This window comes from Terracoccus luteus (assembly GCF_003635045.1).
In the GTDB taxonomy this organism is placed as follows: domain Bacteria; phylum Actinomycetota; class Actinomycetes; order Actinomycetales; family Dermatophilaceae; genus Terracoccus; species Terracoccus luteus.
Map to the genome: position 1 here is coordinate 3,217,453 of NZ_RBXT01000001.1, position 16,875 is coordinate 3,234,327.

Here is a 16,875-nt window from a genome sequence, read left to right on the forward strand (position 1 = left end):
TGCTGGGAGCCGGGCAGCGTCGGGCGTCGCTAGGGTGCGTTCACGCCCACCCCGGCTCCCCGGCATCCGAGATCGAGGTCGACCATGCGCAGCGACACGTTCACCCTCGCCCGCCCGCACGACACGCAGGTGTCGGTGCGGCGCTGGCGGCCGGACGGCGAGGCCAAGGCGGTCGTGCAGGTCGCGCACGGGCTGGCCGAGCACGCCGCGCGCTACGCCCGTTTCGCGCAGGCGCTGACGGATGCCGGGTACGCCGTCTACGCGTCCGACCACCGTGGGCACGGGGCGACGTCGGGGCCGCGCGGCACGTTCGGAGAGCGCGGCGGCTGGGACCTCGTCGTCGCGGACCTGCACGCCGTCACCGAGCGGGCCAAGGAGGAGAACCCGGGGCTGCCGGTCTTCCTCGTCGGGCACAGCATGGGCTCGTTCCTGTCGCGCGCCTACGCGGCCGAGCACGGGCACGAGCTGGCCGGGCTCGTGCTGTCGGGCACCGCGGGCGGCGCCGGTGCGCTCGGACGGGTCGGGCTGCTCATCGCGTCGCTGCAGGGGCGGCTGCGCGGGCACTCGCACGTCAGCGGGCTGATGAACACGCTGACCTTCGGGCAGTACAACGCTGCGTTCAAGCCCGCCCGCACCGAGTTCGACTGGCTCTCGCGCGACCCCGCCGAGGTCGACAAGTACATCGACGACCCCGACTGCGGGTTCGTCTTCACCGCCGGCGGGTTCGGGGACCTCCTACGGGGTCTGGCCGCCGTCAACAGCGACGCCGTCGTGCGACGCGTGCCGTCCGGACTGCCGGTGCATCTCGCGTCGGGCGACGCCGACCCGGTCGGCGGCAAGGGCGGCTCCGGCGTCACCGCGGTCGCCGAGCAGCTGCGGCGCTCGGGGGTGCGCGACGTCACCGTCACGCTCTGGCCGGGGGCGCGGCACGAGATCCTCAACGAGACGAACCGCGACGAGGTGACGGCCGAGATCATCGACTGGCTCGACGCGCACCTCGCGGCGGCGCGGGCCGCCTGACGCACTGGCCGGGTGCCCGGGTGCCCGGGGTGCGGCGGGTGCGCCGGCCGCGGACCCAGGCGGCTGTCGGCATCCGTGCCTAGAGTGATCGACATGGCCGACGACGCGCAGGTGCAGGACATCACGATCACCACCGACGCGGGCGAGATGCCCGCCCACGTGTGGCTGCCGCCGTCGGGGTCCGGACCGGGCATCGTGCTGCTGCAGGAGATCTTCGGCGTCAGCGCGTACATCCGTCGCCGCGCCGCCGACCTCGCCGCGCTCGGCTACGTCGTGCTCGCGCCCGAGATCTTCTGGCGCATCGGCGCCACCGAGCCCGTCGAGGGCGACGACGCGCTCGACCGCGCCATGGGGCTCGTTCAGAAGCTCGACTGGGACGCCGCCACCGCCGACGGCGTCGCCGCCGTGCATGCGCTGCGTGAGCACGAGAGCGTCACCCGCGGCGTCGGCCTGATCGGCTTCTGCTTCGGCGGCGGTCTCGGGTACCAGGTCGCCGCGGCGCTCGAAGGGGCCGGCGGGTCCGACGGCGGCGAGACCGGTGAGGCCGGCGAGGGCACGCGGCGCGACTCCCCCGCCGACGCGCTCGTCAGCTACTACGGCTCCTCGCTGCCGCAGGTCTACGACAAGCTCACCGTCACCGCGCCGAGCCTGCACCACTTCGGGCTCGCCGACAGCTACATCGACCAGCCGACGGTGCGCGCGATCGAGGCCGAGCTGACCCAGCAGCCCGAGACCACGCTCGTCACCTACGAGGGCGCCGAGCACGCCTTCGACAACAGCGACATGGGCTGGTTCGACCCGCAGGCGTCGTCGCTCGCGTGGGAGCGCACGGTCGAGTTCTTCGGCGAGCGGCTGCCCGTCGGCTGAGTCGACCGAGCGGCGGTCGTCGCTTCGTCTCGGTGGAGCGCTGGATGCCGGGGAGCCCGGCGGGTGCGCCGGTACAGTGCGCGTGTGCCCAGACTCGTGCTCACCGTCATCGGCGACGACCGCGCCGGCCTCGTCAGCGCCCTCGCCTCCGTCGTCACCGACCACGGCGGCAACTGGGAGCAGAGCCAGCTCGCCGAGCTGGCCGGCAAGTTCGCCGGCATCGTTGTGGTGGGGGTGCCGGCCGAGCGGCAGGCCGACCTCACCGAGGCGCTACGTGGCCTCGACGGCATGCTCGACGTCTCGGTGCACGCAGGCGAAGAACCTGACGCCTCAGACGGGACCGGCGGGTCCGGTGCGTCGGAGGGCGACGACGGCGCAGCGACGGTCGAGGCGGAGGGGGGCGAGCCACAGCGCCTGACCGTGGACCTGCTCGGCAACGACCGGCCGGGCATCGTCCGCGAGGTGTCATCGGTGCTGAGTGAGCACCACCTGTCGATCGAGTCGATGACGACGGGCACGCGCGAGGCCCCGATGGCCGGCGGCCTGCTCTTCGAGGCGCACGTCGTGGCCGTCGTGCCGGCGAGCTCCGACACCGGTGCGCTGCGCGACGACCTCGAGCGCCTCGCGAGCGAGCTGCTCGTCGACATCGCCGTCGGCTGACCTCCGGCCTCGGGCCTCGCAGCGGCCGACCGTTCCTGCCCTGGGCGGTGACCGTGCCCGCCCCTACGCTGGTCGCATGGCGAGCGAACCCGGCGCACCGGCATCCGACCTCGACGTCGTGGCGGCTATGCAGTACGTGTCGCTGACGACGTTCCGCAAGACGGGCGCACCCGTGTCGACGCCGGTGTGGATCGCGCGCGACGGCGACGAGCTGGCCTTCGTCACCGTCGACCCGACCGGCAAGACGAAGCGGTTGGCGAACGACCCGAGGGTCGAGATGCGGCCCTGCGACATGCGCGGCAACGTGCCCGACGGCGCCCCCGTCCACCGCGGGACGGCGAGGGTCGTGCGGGGTGACGGCGAGGTCGCCGCGGTGCGTCGTGCAATAGAGCGCAAGTACCCGATGGCACGCGTGGCGGGCGTCTTCAACACCGTGACGTTCGGTGCCTTCCTGCGGGCGAAGCGCGCCGGCGTGCGCATCCGGTTGGCTGTGGACGACTGACGACCCACTGTCAGCGGTCGAATGTATGTTCGACTCATGACCACCACCGACGCCGATCTCGAGCAGCTGCGGAGTTCGTTGGCTGCCCTCGAGGCGCGTCAGCGGCGGTCCGGCGGGCGGGCGTCCGACGAGTTCCTGCACAGCCTCGGTTCGACGACGAAGGCCACGCCCAGGCCTGAGGATGCCGGCGGGTCCTGCGCCGCGCGCCGTGGCGGTCTCTCAGCGCCACCGCCCCGCGTCGCGCAGGCCCGCGGTGTCTGGGCTGACGCGGTGAACCGCGTGCGTTCTCCGGGTTCGGGCCAAGCAGCCCGCGGCGACGACCCGGGTGAGCCGACGGCGGTGATGAGAGGCGACCAGGTCGAAGCATTGCTGGCCACCGTGGACTGGTGCGACCCCGACGACGAGGCATGGCTGCGGTCGGTCGAGGCGAACGGGCCCGTGCGCCGTGCGGACCTGTCGGGTGACGACCCGCCGACCGGAGTCACCATCGAGGCGCTCGTCGGCATGCCCCTGCACCGGTACGGCGAGCAGTCGCTGGTGCGCTCGGTCGAGCACGTCGCCTCGGCGCGGGCCGACCACGACGTCGTCCTCGTCTCGGCGCTCGCCGAGCTGCTCGACCGGGGCGCAGAGCTGCCCGGGGCGCTGTCCCCGATCGACTGGCTGCGCACCCTCGACCCCGGGCTGTCCGCGCCTGCGGCCAAGGGGTTCGTGACGGTGGCCCGGGCCTGGCCGTCGACGCGGTGGTCGGGACTGCGGGCCGACGTCGTCACCCGACGGGTGGCCGTCGCCTGCGCCGCCCAGGTGGTCGACTTCGTCGAGCGCGTGGAGCGGGTCGCGGACCCGGCCGAGCTGTGGTCGGCGGTCGAGCACCTGCGCAGCGCGGCCGCGACGGCGAGGCCCGAAGAGTTGGCCCGTCTCGTCCGACACCACACCGAGCAGCTGCGGCCGCCTCGTGGTCACGAACCATCTGCATCCGGCGGCGATGACGCTGCGGGCGGTGCGGACTCGGGCGCAGAGGGCACGGGCGACGGGGCCGACGCCCGGGGCGACGGGGCTGACGGACGGTCCGACGAGGCGGCGGCCGCTGCGGCCGCGGCCTGGAACGAGGAGCAGGAGCGGCTCGACGAACGGCGTCGGGCGAGCCGGCGGCTCTCGTTCTGCGAGCCGGACTCCCTCGGCATGGTGCGGATGCACGGCTGGCTCGACCCCGAAGGCGCGTCCGTCGTCAAGAGCGCGGTCGACGCCCTGTCCGTACCCGACCCGCAGAAGAACGAGCGCGGCGACGTCGTGGCGGCGGACCCCAGGGACCCGGCGCGTCGACGAGCGGATGCACTCATCGAGCTCGTCCGTCGGGGCGTGGCCGGCTCCGACCGTGCTCCGACCACCGACAAGGCCAAGGTCGTCGTCTTCGTCGACCACGACACCCTCGACGGGGCCGTCCGCGGCACCGCGGTCACCGCGACCGGAGACGTCCTCACGCCGGCCGCGGCCCGTCGCCTGGCCTGCGATGGCGCCATCGTGCCGGTGGTGCTCGGGTCCCGGTCCGAGCCGCTGGATGTCGGCCGACGACATCGCCTCGTCACGCCGGCGCTGCGCCTCGCCCTGACGGTGCGCGACCGGATGTGCAGCTTCCCCGGCTGCAGCCGACCTCCGTCGTGGTGCGACGCCCACCATGTCGTCCCGTGGCACCGCGGCGGCAGTACCTCACTGCAGAACATGGCGCTGCTCTGCCCCAGCCACCACACCTACGTGCACCGGTACGACCTCACCGCCACCGTCACCACGACCCGGGTGGTGTGGCAGGTGTGAGCGAGGGGGTGACGCGGCGGCTGTGACCCCGCGTTCGGTGGGGCGGCAGGTGTGGCCGTCCGGCCTTAGCCGTCGGTCGTCCGCGCCTCCGGGTACGCACACCGTGCACGCCCCGCTCGGGTCGCGCCGCCACTCTGGTCAGGAGCACGCCATGCCCAGCTACACCCGGAGCACGACCCTCGACGTCGACGAGGACACCGCCTACGCCTACCTTTCCGACCCCGAGAACCTGCCCGAGTACTTCCCGCGCATCACCAAGGTGAACCCGAAGTCGGGAGGCGACGAGGTCGAGACGACCGCTGTCATCGAGCCGCCCGGCGAGGAGAAGCAGACCGTCGAGGGGACCGCGTGGTTCCGGGCCGACGACGACGCCCACAAGGTCGAGTGGGGTTCGGAGGGGTCGAGCCACTATCACGGTGAGCTCGACTTCGACCCGGCCGGCGGCGGCGACGCTCGCTCGACGGTGAAGCTGACCATCCACAGCGACAGCGGCCACCCCGGCATCGAGGAGTCCATCGACGAGACGTTGCAGACCATCGCGCAGAAGCTGCAGCAGAAGAACTGACCCCAGCCGACTCTGCCGAGTGGAGGTGCCCGACGACCACCGACGGTCTCCGGTCACCTCCACCGGGCGGGCAGCCGGGCCGACCCCGGGTCGGCAGCGGGCGCAGCTGGCCGGGCCGACGCCACGGCTGCGATCAGGCCGGGCGGTGGCGCACCACGTCGAACCCCTGGCGGCGGTGCTCCGCGTACCCGTCGCCGGTCGTGACGACGTCGACGCCCACCTCGACCGCGCCCTCGACGCACGTCACGGTCACCGTCGTCGTCAGCCGCGCGCCGGTGGCCGAGGCGACGGTGAGGCCGTCGTCCTCGACGACCACCGACTCGTGCCGCCCCGGCACGACCGGCTCGAAGACGTGCAGCTCGATCGTCTCGGGCTGGTACCCCGCGGTGGACGCCGGGGCCGTCGGCCACATCGGCACCACGGCGCCGGCCCGGGCGAAGAGCGGGATGCGCTCCATGGGCGTCGGCGCGATGACGTACCGCCCGCCCTCGTGCACCTCGCCGGTGTGCCAGTCGTACCAGTGCCCCTCGGGCAGGTACACCTGCCGCGCAGTCTCACCCGGCAGGATCACCGGGGCGACGAGCAGGTCTCGCCCGAGCAGGAACTGGTCGTCGACGGCCACGGCCGCCGGGTCGTACTGGTGGTCGAAGGCGAGCGGTCGCTGCACCGGCTCCCCGGTCTCCGACGCCCGCACGAACGCCGAGTACAGGTACGGCATGAGCCGGTAGCGCAGCTGCACCGCCTCACGGGCCAGGTCGAACACGCGCGTGCCGAACGCCCACGCGTACTGCTCGACGTTGTCGGTCTCGGAGTGGTTGCGGCAGAACGGCGTCAGCGCCCCGAGCTGCATCCACCGCAGGAACAGCTCGGCGTTCGAGTCGCCCTGGAACCCGCCGATGTCGGCCCCGACGAACGGCTGCCCCGAGACCCCCAGACCGGAACCCATCGTCACGGCGAGCGCGAGGTGGTCCCACCGGGCCTGGTTGTCGCCCATCCAGTTCGCCGCGTACCGCTGGATGCCGGCGAAGCCCGAGCGCGACAGCACGAAGGTGCGCAGGTCCGGGCGCGCCGCCTGCAGCCCCTCGACGGTGCCCATCGCCATGAGCAGCGCGTACTGGTTGTGGAACCGCTCGTGCGACACCCGTCCGTGCTCGAACCGCATCCGCTCCGGCGGGATCACCCCGGTGGCGGGCTCGTTCATGTCGTTCCAGATGCCGGCCAACCCCGACTCGACGTGCCGGGCGTTGAGCTCGCCCCACCACGAGCGCGCGGCTTCGGTGGCGAAGTCGGGGAAGACGGTGTCGCCCGGCCAGACCTGCCCGATGTAGACGTCGCCGCCCTCGGTGCGACAGAAGACGTCCCGCTCGAGCCCGTCGTCGTAGACCGCGTAGCCGGGGTCGTGCTTGACGCCGGGGTCGACGATCGAGATGACCTTGAGCCCCTGCGCGTCCAGCCGCTCCAGCATCCCCGCAGGGTCGGGGAAGCGCTGCTCGTCCCACGTGAAGACGCGGTACCCGTCCATGTAGTCGATGTCGAGCCACAGCGCGTCGACGGGGAAGCCGGCCTCGCGGTGCCGCGCCCCGAGCTGCTCGACCTCGTCCTGGGTGTACGCGTGCCACCGGCACTGGTGGTACCCGAGCGCCCACAGCGGCGGCAGCCCGGCGCGCCCCGTCAGCCAGGTGTACGCCTCGAGGATGCCGGGCATGTCGGGCCCCGCGAAGACGTACTCCGTCCACTGGCCGCCCTCGAACCCGATGCGGATATCGTCGGACCGGCTGAAGTCGTAGTGGCCCCGGTGGCCGTTGTCGACGAACGACCCGCTCATCGCGCCCGACGGGTTCGACTGGTGGTAGAAGAACGGGATCGTCACGTAGTACGGGTCGAACTCGGTGCTCGTCACGTCGGCGCGCGGGTCGTCGGCCGCGAGGCCGGCCCGGAACTGCTCGGTCGCCGGGCCGTTGAGCACGTCGGTGTTCCACATCGTGAAGTCGCGTCCGGCACGGTCGAAGACGCCGCCCTTCTCGCCCAGACCGAAGACGCCGTCGCCCCGGCCTCGCGACCGCCGCGTCGACCATGAGTCGTTGAGCGTGCGGTACGTCTCGTAGCGGCCGTCGTCGCCGAGCACCGACTGGAGCACGACCGACCCGTCGGTGCGCAGCACGTCGACGCGGAAGGGCGCGACCCCGAGCCGCACCTCGAGCTCGTCGGTGACCACCCGCCACTGCCGCCCACCGGTCGTGCTCTCGGTGCCGGTGCCGGTGTCGACCCTGAACGGCACATCGCCCGCCCGGGTCGCCTGGAGCGGGTCGACGCAGACGGCGAACGTCGGCTGCTCGTCGAAGACGCCCCCGCGGCTCAGCTGCACCCGGACGACGTCGGCGCGGCACACGTCGATGCGGAGCCGCTCGCCGTGCACCCGGGCGAGCAGCCCGGTGTCGGTGCGCTCGACGTCGGTGACGCTCTCGAACCTGACGAAGTGGTCGGTCTGCACGCGACCATCCTGCCGTCGACGGCGCGCCGGGGCCGGACCGGGGTAAGAAGCGATCAGCCGAGCCACTGGAGGACCCGATGAGTGACGTGACGATCCGAGCGGTCGGGCCCGTGGCGACGCCGACCGCGTGGGAGCGCTACGCCGACACGACCCTCTGGAAGCGCTGGTCGCCGCAGATCCTCGGCGTCGACCTGACCGACCCGACGCGCCAGCGCCTGCACGCCGGCATGACCGGCCGGGTCCGCGGACCGCTCGGGCTCAAGGTCCCGTTCACCGTCGAGTCGGTCGACGAGGCGCGCATGTCCTGGGTCTGGCGCGTGCACGTCGGGCCGGTCCGGATGCGCCTGCACCACACCGTCGCCGGCCACCCGAAGGGCACCGAGACGACGCTGACGATCTCGGGCGCACCGCCCGTCGCGGTCGGTTACTCGGTGCTCGCGCAGGTCGCCCTGCACCGACTCGTCAGGCCGTGATCGCGGCGTCCCCGGGCGCCGACAGCGTGATGACCGCCCGCTCGATGAGGTCGTGGTCCTCGACCCGCGCCGACAGCTCGGCGAGCCGGGCCGCCACTTCGGTCTCGGTGTCGTCACCGATGAGGTCGACGGCGGCGACGAGGAACACCCGGCTCGGGCCGACGAACTCGAGGTGCAGGAACGTGATCCGCTCGATGGTCGGCACGTCGAGCAGCCGGGCCATGACCCGCGACCGCACGTCCGGCGCGACCGTCTCGCCGACGAGGAAGTCACGGTTGCGCGAGATGAGGAAGATCGCCACCACCCCGAGCAGCAGCCCGACGAGGATCGACCCGGCTGCGTCCCACCGGGCGTCGCCCGTGGCCTGGTGTAGCCCGATGCCGGCGGCCGCGATGACGAGCCCGAGCAGGGCCGCGGAGTCCTCGGCGTAGACGGCGCGCAGGGTCGGGTTCGACGTGTCGGCGATGAAGCGCAGCGGGTGCAGCCCCGCCCGGCGCGCGGCCGACCGGCTCTGCCGCCGCGCCTGCAGGAACGAGATCCCCTCGAGCACGAAGGCGAGCGCGAGCACCGCGTACGCCCACGTGTAGCTCGCCTCCTCGCTCTCGGGCTCGGTCAGGCTCTGGATGCCGTGCCACACCGACACGACCGCGCCCGCACCGAAGAGACCGAAGGCGGCGAACATCGACCACACGTAGGCCTCGCGGCCGTACCCGAGCGGGTGCGAGGCGTCGCGGACCTTGCCCGAACGGCGCTCGGCGATGAGCAGGAAGATCTCGTTACCGGCATCCGCCCACGAGTGCGCCGCCTCCGCGACCATCGACGCCGACCCCGTGATGACGGCGACGACCGACTTCGCCAGCGCGATGAGGGCGTTGGCGACGAGCGCCACGAGCACGGTGAGCATGCTCTCCCCGCCCTTCTGCTCACCCTTCTGCTCGCTCGCCTCGTCGCCCGGTCTCGCGGCGTCGCCGGAGGGTGCGGTGGGCGCGGATGCCGGGTCGTTCGTCGAGGCGGTCACCGCGACAGTCTTCACCCGAGACGTGACCGCCGCCACGTCACCCCGCGAGGTGACGCACGCGTCGGGACGCCGACGTAGCGTGGAGGACATGGACCCCGTCTCCGACCTCACCCGCTTCGTGCAGAGGCGCCTCGGGACGGCGCTGCGCAACCGGGTGGCGGGAGACGACGCCCCGCAGCACGCCGAACGCATCTGGGGCGCCGAGGGCGAGCGCTGGTTCACGCCCGACGACCCGATCTGGCGTGTGCACGCCGACGCGTCGATGTTCCCCGGCGGCATCGCGTCGCTGCTGCTGCAGTCGCTGCACCCGCTGGCCATGGCCGGGGTCGCGGGGCACAGCGGCTACCGCGGCGACCCGTGGGGCCGGCTGCAGCGCACGAGCCACTACCTCGCCATCACGACCTACGGCACGGTCGAGCATGCCCACGAGGTGATCGGTCACGTCCGCGGCATCCACGAGCGCGTGCGCGGCAAGGACGAGAAGGGCCGCCCGTACTCGGCCGCCGACCCGCACCTGCTGCGGTGGGTGCACCTCGCGGAGATCGACAGCTTCCTCCGCGCGCACCAGACGTTCGGCTCCGACCCGCTCAGCCCCCGCGACACCGACCGCTACGTCGAGCAGGCAGGCGTGCCGGCCGCCCTCCTCGGCGTCGTCGACCCGCCGCGCAGCGTCGCCGAGCTGCGCCGGGCGCTCGAGGAGTACCGCCCCGAGCTCGAGCCGAGCGAGGCCGCGAGGGATGCCGCCCGCTTCCTCCTGCTCGACCCTCCCCTTCCGTTCGTGGCACGTCCCGGCTACGCCACCCTCGCGACGGGCGGGCTGAGCCTGCTGCCGCCCTGGGCACTGGAGATGCTCGAGATCCCGCTGCCCCGGCCGGTGTCGCGGCTCGTCGCCCGGCCGGTCGGGCGGTTCGGCACGGCGGCCGTGCGGTGGGGCATGGCCGGGCTCGGCGAGCGCCGCCCGAGCGACCAGGACGTCACCGACCCGACCCCCGACGCGACGGCCGCCGCCAGCTGACGCGGACACCCGGCCCGGGTCGACCAAGGCGTCCAGCCCGGGCCGTGGCGTACCGCAGGCGGGCCGCACGTGAGGGACGTGTGCGGGTCCGTTCGGGGTCGCGTGGGGGTCGACCCCCATGGCCGCGTGACCGCCGACGCGGGAGGGTTGGGGCATGGCCACCCCGACCCTCGCCCCCGTCGTCACCGCCCCTATCGGTATCCCTGACGCAGTCGCCACGACGACGGCCGACCCCGCCTCGACGGGCCGGACGGCGGCCGCGGCACCCGGCTCACCGGCATCCGTCGAGCGGGTCGGGGCGCTGGCCGTCGCGGCTCCGCTGCTGCTGTGGGCGCACGGCATCCTCGCGTGGGTCGACGGGCTCGGCGCGACGCGGGACCTGCGTGACCGCGCCCAGGGGCAGGGCACGCTGACGACGCTCGACTACGCCGCGGACTCGCTCGGCGCCGCGTCGATCGTCCTGCTGGCGGCGGCGGTGGTCGCCTTCGCGTGGCTGACCGTCGAGGTGGTGCGGCGGCCCTCGGTCGCCGCGCGGCTGGGCACGGGCTCCCTCGTGACGGCGGGGGCCGGCCTCGTCGCGGTGGTTGCCCCGCTCGGGCTGCTGCCGCTCGGGGCGCTGCTCATGCTCATCGGGCTGGCGCCGCTCTCGCGCAGCGACGACCGCTGAGACGAGCCCGTCCCGGCCCCTCGCCTGACGACGGCGTCGCGACTAACCTCCGACGATGAGCAACCCCGAACGCCGACCGGGCGAGGTCATGGGCGAGGCGCGACCGGCATCCGCGATCGAGGTGATGACGCCGCGCGAGGTGCCGCTCGGAGGGCCGCGGGCGATGACGGTGCGACGCACCCTGCCGCAGCGGCAGCGCTCGCTCATCGGCGCGTGGTGCTTCCTCGACCACTACGGGCCCGACGACGTCGCGAGCACGGGCGGCATGCGGGTGCCCGGCCACCCGCACACCGGGCTGCAGACGGTGTCGTGGCTGTTCACCGGCGAGGTCGAGCACCGCGACACGACCGGGGTCCACGCGATGGTGCGGCCCGGCGAGCTCAACCTCATGACGGCGGGATCCGGCATCGCGCACAGCGAGTTCTCGACACCGTCGACGTCGGTGCTGCACGGGGCGCAGCTGTGGCTCGCCCTCCCCGACGCCACCCGCCACGTGGCGCCGACGTTCGAGCACTACGCGCCACCGGCCGTCGAACGACCCGGGGCGACGGCGCGCGTCTTCCTCGGCGGGCTGCTTGGCAGCCTCTCCCCTGTCGCGACGCACAGTCCGCTACTGGGCGCCGAGATCGTGCTGGATGCCGGTGCGTCCCTCACGCTGGACGCCCCCGCCGGCCTGCAGCCGGGTTTCGAGCACGGGCTCCTCGTCGACATCGGCGGGGTGACGGTGAGGGCTGAGGGCGCCGAGGACCGTGAGACCGAGGACCGTGAGACCGAGGACAGCGCGACCGGGGACAGCGAGACAGTGAAAGCCGGCGGGCGCGTGCCGGTGGAACGCGGCGAGCTGGCCTACCTCCCAGTCGGGCTGGGCGAGGTGACGATCACGGCGGCGGACGACGAGCCGGCCCGCGTGCTGCTGCTCGGCGGCGAGCCGTTCGGCGAGCAGATCGTCATGTGGTGGAACTTCATCGGTCGCACACACGACGAGGTCGTCGCCTACCGCGAGGCATGGGAACGCGAGCGCGTGGCGGCAGACGACGCAGGCGACGCGGACGGCGCGGACGGAGCGCCCGGCGGGGGCGAGGACCTCGACCGCCGGTACGGGCCGTTCCCCGACGCCTGGGACTCGACGCTCCCCGCCCCGCCCATGCCACCCCTACGACTGCGCTCCCGCGGCTGACGGTTGCAATCGGGGGCCGGACGGGCACAGTGGAGGTATGCGAGCCACGACGATCCACGCGCCCGGTGATATCCGGGTCGAGACGGTCCCCGACCCCACGATCGAGGCGCCGACGGACGCCATCGTCCGGGTCACGGCCGGGTGCATCTGCGGGTCCGACCTCTGGCCCTACCGCGGCGAGAACCCGGTCAAGGCCGGCAACACCATCGGGCACGAGGCCGTCGGTGTCGTCGAGGAGGTCGGCAGCGACGTCAGCCGATTCTCCGTCGGTGACTTCGTCGTCGTGCCGTTCTGCCACTGCGACAACACCTGCCCGGTCTGCCTCGCCGGGGTCCAGTCGGCCTGCCCCAACGCCGGCGGCACCTCGAGCGGCCAGGCCGAGCTGACCCGCGTCACCCAGGCCGACGGCAGCCTTGTGAAGACCGACGGCATGCCCGACGAGAAGTACCTGCCGTCGCTCCTGGCGCTCTCGGACGTCATGGCCACCGGCTGGCACGCCGCCGTGTCGGCCGGCGTCACGCAGGGTGGCACCGCGGTCGTCGTCGGCGACGGAGCCGTCGGGCTGTGCGGCGTCATCGCCGCCCAGCAGCTCGGAGCGGAGCGGGTCGTGGCCATGTCGCGCCACGAGCCCCGGCAGAAGCTGGCCCGTGAGTTCGGCGCCACCCACGTCATCGCCGAGCGCGGTGACGACGCCACCGCCGCCGTCATGGAGCTCACCGACGGCGTCGGCGCCGACGCGGTGCTCGAGTGCGTCGGCACCGACCAGGCCATGCAGACCGCCTTCGCCGTCGCGCGGGCCGGCGCCACCGTCGGCTTCGTCGGCGTGCCGCACGGGGTCGAACTGCCGATCCGCCGGATGTTCTCGCAGAACATCGGGCTGCGCGGTGGCGTCGCCCCGGTGCGCCTCTACCTGACCGACCTGCTCGAGCGCGTGCTCGACGGACGCATCGACCCCGGCAAGGTCTTCGACCTCACCCTGCCGCTCGACGAGTCCCCCGAGGGCTACCGGGCCATGGACGAGCGCCGCGCCATCAAGGTCCTGCTCAAGCCCTGACACGTGACCGTGACCGTGACCGGTGGCCGGGCGGGACCGGCTCCCGCACACTGGCGACGTGTGCCCCGACGTCCCGCCCGAGCCCACCGCGCCGTCCGATACCGCGCCGTCCGACACCGCGCCGCGGCCCGATCCCGGACACGGATCCCGTCGCCGGGCGTCCGAGACGTCGCCACGGTCCGATCGTGGGCTCGCGCAGGCGGTGCCCGTGCTGCGCGGCGCCCGACCGAGCGACGGACCGGCGCTGGATGCCGTGTGCCTGCGTACCGGGGACAACGGGGCCGATGCGACGGCGAGATTCGACGACCCGCGCCTCATCGGGGCGATCTGGGCCGCCCCCTACCTCGCCTTCGAGCCCGGCCTCGCGACCGTCATCGACGTCGGGGACACCGAGTCCACAGCACCAGGCGTCGGCGCGGCAGTCGACGCGGCCGACGGCATCGGCGGCTACGTGCTGGGAGCGCGCGACACGGCATCCTTCGAGGACCGTCTCGAGCGTGACTGGTGGCCGGCGCTGCGCGAACGGCACCCGCTGGGCTCCGCCCGGCCCGGCAGCGCCGACGAGGCCCTCGTACGTCGACTGCACGCGCCGCCCCGGACCCCGGCGACCGTCACCCGCACCCACCCCTCGCACCTGCACATCGACCTGCTGCCGGCGTGGCAGTCGGGCGGGTGGGGGCGCCGGCTCATCGACCACCTGCTCGGGCAGCTGCGCGCGGCCGGGTCGCCGGGGGTGCACCTCGAGGTCGCCACCGCCAACGAGCGGGCCGTCGGGTTCTACCGCCACCTCGGGTTCGAGCCCCTCCAGCCCGGACCACCCACGGGCGACCGGGCCGGCCTCGTGCTCGGGCGCCGTCTGCGATAAACCGATCGCCAGAGACGATGAACGAATTGCCCGGTTCTCGGACCGGTTGACGACACGGAGCGCCCCTTCCTGCCATGATCGGGAGGTCAGATCGGGGTGCCAGACCGAGCGGGTCCGCCAGGACGGTCGTGTCGCGCCGACGTCCACATCCGGCCGGCGCGAGGCAGCGGCGGTCGCTCCGGGAGCGAGGCACGGCGCGTGGCGACGAAATTCGAGACGATCGACGACTACATCGCGTCGTTCCCACCCGAGTCGCGGCGCGCCCTCGAGGGAGTGCGGCGCACCATCGCGCAGGCGGCTCCCCACGCCCGCGAGAAGATCAGCTACGGCATGGCGACCTACCTCGTCAGCGGCCGCCCGCTGCTCTACTTCGCCGGCTGGAAGAAGCACGTCGGCATCTACCCTGTGCCGACCGGCGACGAGACGTTCGAGCGCGAGGTCGCGCCCTACCGCGGCGCGAAGGAGACGGTGCGCTTCCCGCTCTCCCAGCCGATGCCGCTGCACCTCATCCGCCAGATCACCGAGCTGTGCCTGGCGCAGCGGGCCGAGGCCACGAGCACCTGAGCGGGGCCCGCGTGCGACAGGGCCGGGCCGGCTCACCGGCCCTGACTCGCCCCGCACTCACGCCTCACTCCTCGATGACGGACAGCACGTTGCCGGCGGGGTCCGTGAACCACGCGATGAGCGGGCCACCCTGGCGGAACACGCCCTTCTCATCCGTCTCCATCGGCGTGCCCGCGTACCGCTCGAACCGGACCCCACGCTCGGTGAGCGCGTCGACGGCCGCCTGGACGTCCGGCACCGGGAAGTTGAGCACGGTGAAGGAGGCCGGCTCGTGGTTGGGCTTCGGGTAGACGAGAACGTCTGTGCCACCGCCGAGGTGCAGGGTGAGCATGCCGTTCTGCTCCGACACCTCCAGTCCGAGCACGTCGGCGTAGAAGGAGCGCGCCCGCTCCGGGTCGTCGACGCTGAAACCGCTGAAGGCCTTCGAGTCCGCGAGCATGGGTCCACGGTCCTGCGTCCCGCCGCCGAGGTCAACGGTCGGTCAACGGTCGGTCAACGGTCGGCATCCGACTCGACATGCCGAGGACACGCCGAGGACACGCCGAGACACGCCGACGGCACCGCAAAGGCGGGCTACCCCCGCTGCACGGTCGTCTCACCTGTCCGCAGGCCCGGATGGTGTGACCTCGACCACGCCACATTGGTGTCCATACCGCTCAACACGCACGACTTCCCACCCCTGACCCGGCCGCTCACCGGCCCGCCCGTTACCAGGATGTGACTTTTCCGAGATCCGTCGTCTAGTCTCGCCGAAGCCCGGCTGACAGCTGGGCTCCTCCGGGCGGACCGCCGAGTCCTGCCACCGCCTTGAGGCCCCGTCAGAACATCAGGCAGGAGCGGGGGAACCACTTCCTCCGGACGCCCTCGGGCGTCCTCGGGGTGAAGCCCTCACCGATCGCGAACAGCGGCCGGTCAGGGCCGGGCACGTACCTCTTGCCCGAACCCGACAGCTAACTTCGTAGGCGTTGCGAGAGGTCTTTCGTTGAACAACACCCACGAACGCGGTCGTCATCGTGCGCCGGGTCGTCACAACCCCCTGTCCGAGCTCAAGACGATCGCCCGTGAGTCGGCCCAGCCGGCCCTCAAGGGCGCCGTGATCGTCGCTGCCGCCGGTGGCCTCGTCGCCACCTTCGCCACCCCGGCCGGCGCCGAGGGCCTCAGCGAGGTGCAGGCCGCTCCGGCCGCCGCCCCCGCCGCCCCCGCCGTCGTCGGCCCCAGGGCCGCCGCGGCCCAGACCGACGTCACGCCGGCCTCCTTCGGCCTCGCCGCCCCGGCCGCCGCGCCGGTCAAGGCGAAGGTCATCGAGGACCTCGTCGTCAAGAAGCAGCGCGCCGACGCCGCTGCGGCCGCCGCGAAGGCCGCCGCCGAGCGCAAGGCCGCCGAGCGCGCCGCCGCCCGCAAGGCCGCCAAGCGCGAAGCGGCCCGTGAGGCGGCCCGTGAGGCCGCTCGCGACGCTGCTCGCGAACAGGCCCGTGAGGACGCCGCCGCTTCCTCACGCACCTCGACGCGCACCAGCTCGAACGACCAGGCCGACGAGGCCGTGTCCGAGCGCACCACGACCTCGAGCCGCAGCTCGCGCAGCACGACGCGCAGCACGCTGACCAACTCGACGTCGGCGACGAAGAGCGAGAGCAACTCGTACACGCCGTCCGCCTCGTCGGGTGGCCGCAGCGCCTACAACTGGGCCACCCGCGGGCAGTGCACCTGGGGTGCCCTGTCCAAGTGGTACGCCTCCGAGGGCTACTACCCCGGCGGCTGGACCGGCAACGCGCTCGTCTGGGGCTCCGGCGCCGCCCGCGCCGGCTACACCGTGAGCGGCACGCCGCGCACCCGCTCCATCCTCGTGATGCAGCCGGGCGTCCACGGCTCGTCCTCGTCCGCCGGTCACGTCGCCTGGGTCACCGCCGTCAACGGCGACCAGGTCACGATCATCGAGATGAACGCCCTCGCCGGCCCGTACAACTACAACACCCGCACGCTGACCGACCAGGGCGGCATGCAGTACATCTACGCGCCGTGAGCCGTCACCGTCCGTGGCCTGAGGTCACGGTCGGTCCGCGCGACGTTGCGTGAAGGGGGAGGATGCCGACCGGCATCCTCCCCCTTCCGCGTCCCCGGAGGTCGGGCG

General features: G+C 73.2%; 17 protein-coding genes and 1 riboswitch. Of the genes, 14 read left to right on the plus strand and 3 right to left on the minus strand.

All coding sequences use genetic code 11. From position 1 onward, the window contains the following. The first annotated feature begins 84 nt into the window (after positions 1 to 84). The 6 genes from DFJ68_RS14500 to DFJ68_RS14525 all read left to right on the plus strand — a co-directional run bounded on the left by DFJ68_RS14500 (position 85) and on the right by DFJ68_RS14525 (position 5,423). A complete protein-coding gene (locus DFJ68_RS14500) occupies positions 85 to 1,020 on the plus strand; it encodes an alpha/beta hydrolase (protein WP_121034310.1) in 936 nt (311 codons plus the stop codon). Between the two features lie 93 nt (positions 1,021 to 1,113). Continuing rightward, a complete protein-coding gene (locus DFJ68_RS14505; protein WP_121035407.1) occupies positions 1,114 to 1,887 on the plus strand; it encodes a dienelactone hydrolase family protein in 774 nt (257 codons plus the stop codon). Positions 1,888 to 1,971: 84 nt separating this feature from the next. Further along, on the plus strand, positions 1,972 to 2,547 hold the full coding sequence (locus DFJ68_RS14510; protein ID WP_121034312.1) for a glycine cleavage system transcriptional repressor: 576 nt from the start codon (positions 1,972 to 1,974) through the stop codon (positions 2,545 to 2,547). Between the two features lie 76 nt (positions 2,548 to 2,623). Continuing rightward, complete coding sequence (locus DFJ68_RS14515) at positions 2,624 to 3,049, plus strand: PPOX class F420-dependent oxidoreductase (RefSeq protein ID WP_121034314.1); 426 nt, start codon at positions 2,624 to 2,626, stop codon at positions 3,047 to 3,049. A gap of 36 nt (positions 3,050 to 3,085) precedes the next feature. Continuing rightward, a complete protein-coding gene (locus DFJ68_RS18535; protein WP_245963668.1) occupies positions 3,086 to 4,858 on the plus strand; it encodes an HNH endonuclease signature motif containing protein in 1,773 nt (590 codons plus the stop codon). A gap of 151 nt (positions 4,859 to 5,009) precedes the next feature. Beyond that, positions 5,010 to 5,423, plus strand: coding sequence for an SRPBCC family protein (locus DFJ68_RS14525; RefSeq protein WP_147431605.1), 414 nt, complete (start codon positions 5,010 to 5,012; stop codon positions 5,421 to 5,423). Positions 5,424 to 5,556: 133 nt separating this feature from the next. Here the strand turns inward: DFJ68_RS14525 and DFJ68_RS14530 are convergent, their stop codons facing one another. After that, a complete protein-coding gene (locus DFJ68_RS14530; protein ID WP_121034318.1) occupies positions 5,557 to 7,914 on the minus strand; it encodes a glycoside hydrolase family 31 protein in 2,358 nt (785 codons plus the stop codon). Between the two features lie 77 nt (positions 7,915 to 7,991). Between DFJ68_RS14530 and DFJ68_RS14535 the strand changes: the two genes are divergently transcribed. Further along, complete coding sequence (locus tag DFJ68_RS14535; protein WP_121034320.1) at positions 7,992 to 8,387, plus strand: SRPBCC family protein; 396 nt, start codon at positions 7,992 to 7,994, stop codon at positions 8,385 to 8,387. Here DFJ68_RS14535 and DFJ68_RS14540 read toward each other — a convergent pair. Then, positions 8,377 to 9,291: a cation diffusion facilitator family transporter gene (locus tag DFJ68_RS14540; RefSeq protein WP_245963808.1), complete on the minus strand. Its 915-nt coding sequence runs from the start codon at positions 9,289 to 9,291 to the stop codon at positions 8,377 to 8,379. The genes DFJ68_RS14535 and DFJ68_RS14540 overlap by 11 nt on opposite strands. 202 nt (positions 9,292 to 9,493) lie before the next feature. Between DFJ68_RS14540 and DFJ68_RS14545 the strand changes: the two genes are divergently transcribed. The 6 genes from DFJ68_RS14545 to DFJ68_RS14570 all read left to right on the plus strand — a co-directional run bounded on the left by DFJ68_RS14545 (position 9,494) and on the right by DFJ68_RS14570 (position 14,747). After that, positions 9,494 to 10,420 carry an oxygenase MpaB family protein gene (locus DFJ68_RS14545; protein WP_121034324.1) on the plus strand — a complete coding sequence of 309 codons (927 nt, stop codon included), beginning with the start codon at positions 9,494 to 9,496 and terminating at the stop codon, positions 10,418 to 10,420. Positions 10,421 to 10,574: 154 nt separating this feature from the next. Further along, a complete protein-coding gene (locus DFJ68_RS14550; protein ID WP_121034326.1) occupies positions 10,575 to 11,087 on the plus strand; it encodes a hypothetical protein in 513 nt (170 codons plus the stop codon). Between the two features lie 55 nt (positions 11,088 to 11,142). Next, entirely contained in the window at positions 11,143 to 12,264 is a 1,122-nt protein-coding gene (locus tag DFJ68_RS14555) for a pirin family protein (protein WP_121034328.1), read from the plus strand. Between the two features lie 37 nt (positions 12,265 to 12,301). Then, on the plus strand, positions 12,302 to 13,318 hold the full coding sequence (locus tag DFJ68_RS14560; protein WP_121034330.1) for a zinc-dependent alcohol dehydrogenase family protein: 1,017 nt from the start codon (positions 12,302 to 12,304) through the stop codon (positions 13,316 to 13,318). Positions 13,319 to 13,526: 208 nt separating this feature from the next. Continuing rightward, a complete protein-coding gene (locus DFJ68_RS14565; protein ID WP_245963669.1) occupies positions 13,527 to 14,183 on the plus strand; it encodes a GNAT family N-acetyltransferase in 657 nt (218 codons plus the stop codon). 198 nt (positions 14,184 to 14,381) lie between these two features. Then, positions 14,382 to 14,747: an iron chaperone gene (locus DFJ68_RS14570; protein ID WP_121034333.1), complete on the plus strand. Its 366-nt coding sequence runs from the start codon at positions 14,382 to 14,384 to the stop codon at positions 14,745 to 14,747. Positions 14,748 to 14,811: 64 nt separating this feature from the next. Here DFJ68_RS14570 and DFJ68_RS14575 read toward each other — a convergent pair whose 3' ends face one another. Continuing rightward, positions 14,812 to 15,186, minus strand: coding sequence for a VOC family protein (locus DFJ68_RS14575; protein ID WP_121034336.1), 375 nt, complete (start codon positions 15,184 to 15,186; stop codon positions 14,812 to 14,814). Between the two features lie 362 nt (positions 15,187 to 15,548). Beyond that, positions 15,549 to 15,726: riboswitch (cyclic di-AMP (ydaO/yuaA leader) on the plus strand. A gap of 3 nt (positions 15,727 to 15,729) precedes the next feature. On the opposite strand from DFJ68_RS14575, the gene DFJ68_RS14580 reads away from it, so the two are divergent. Continuing rightward, positions 15,730 to 16,767 (plus strand): CHAP domain-containing protein, encoded by a 1,038-nt coding sequence (locus DFJ68_RS14580; protein ID WP_121034338.1) that lies wholly within the window; start codon positions 15,730 to 15,732, stop codon positions 16,765 to 16,767. Positions 16,768 to 16,875: the final 108 nt, after the last annotated feature.

Excerpts from the sequence above, each read along its gene's own strand:
- DFJ68_RS14535 (WP_121034320.1), top strand. The coding sequence starts at position 7,992 with ATGAGTGACGTGACGATCCGAGCGGTCGGGCCCGTGGCGACGCCGACC.
- DFJ68_RS14575 (WP_121034336.1), bottom strand. The coding sequence starts at position 15,186 with ATGCTCGCGGACTCGAAGGCCTTCAGCGGTTTCAGCGTCGACGACCCG.
- DFJ68_RS14550 (WP_121034326.1), top strand. The coding sequence starts at position 10,575 with ATGGCCACCCCGACCCTCGCCCCCGTCGTCACCGCCCCTATCGGTATC.
- DFJ68_RS14500 (WP_121034310.1), top strand. The coding sequence starts at position 85 with ATGCGCAGCGACACGTTCACCCTCGCCCGCCCGCACGACACGCAGGTG.
- DFJ68_RS14540 (WP_245963808.1), bottom strand. The coding sequence starts at position 9,291 with ATGCTCACCGTGCTCGTGGCGCTCGTCGCCAACGCCCTCATCGCGCTG.
- DFJ68_RS14555 (WP_121034328.1), top strand. The coding sequence starts at position 11,143 with ATGAGCAACCCCGAACGCCGACCGGGCGAGGTCATGGGCGAGGCGCGA.
- DFJ68_RS14525 (WP_147431605.1), top strand. The coding sequence starts at position 5,010 with ATGCCCAGCTACACCCGGAGCACGACCCTCGACGTCGACGAGGACACC.
- DFJ68_RS14545 (WP_121034324.1), top strand. The coding sequence starts at position 9,494 with ATGGACCCCGTCTCCGACCTCACCCGCTTCGTGCAGAGGCGCCTCGGG.
- DFJ68_RS14505 (WP_121035407.1), top strand. The coding sequence starts at position 1,114 with ATGGCCGACGACGCGCAGGTGCAGGACATCACGATCACCACCGACGCG.
- DFJ68_RS14515 (WP_121034314.1), top strand. The coding sequence starts at position 2,624 with ATGGCGAGCGAACCCGGCGCACCGGCATCCGACCTCGACGTCGTGGCG.
- DFJ68_RS18535 (WP_245963668.1), top strand. The coding sequence starts at position 3,086 with ATGACCACCACCGACGCCGATCTCGAGCAGCTGCGGAGTTCGTTGGCT.
- DFJ68_RS14560 (WP_121034330.1), top strand. The coding sequence starts at position 12,302 with ATGCGAGCCACGACGATCCACGCGCCCGGTGATATCCGGGTCGAGACG.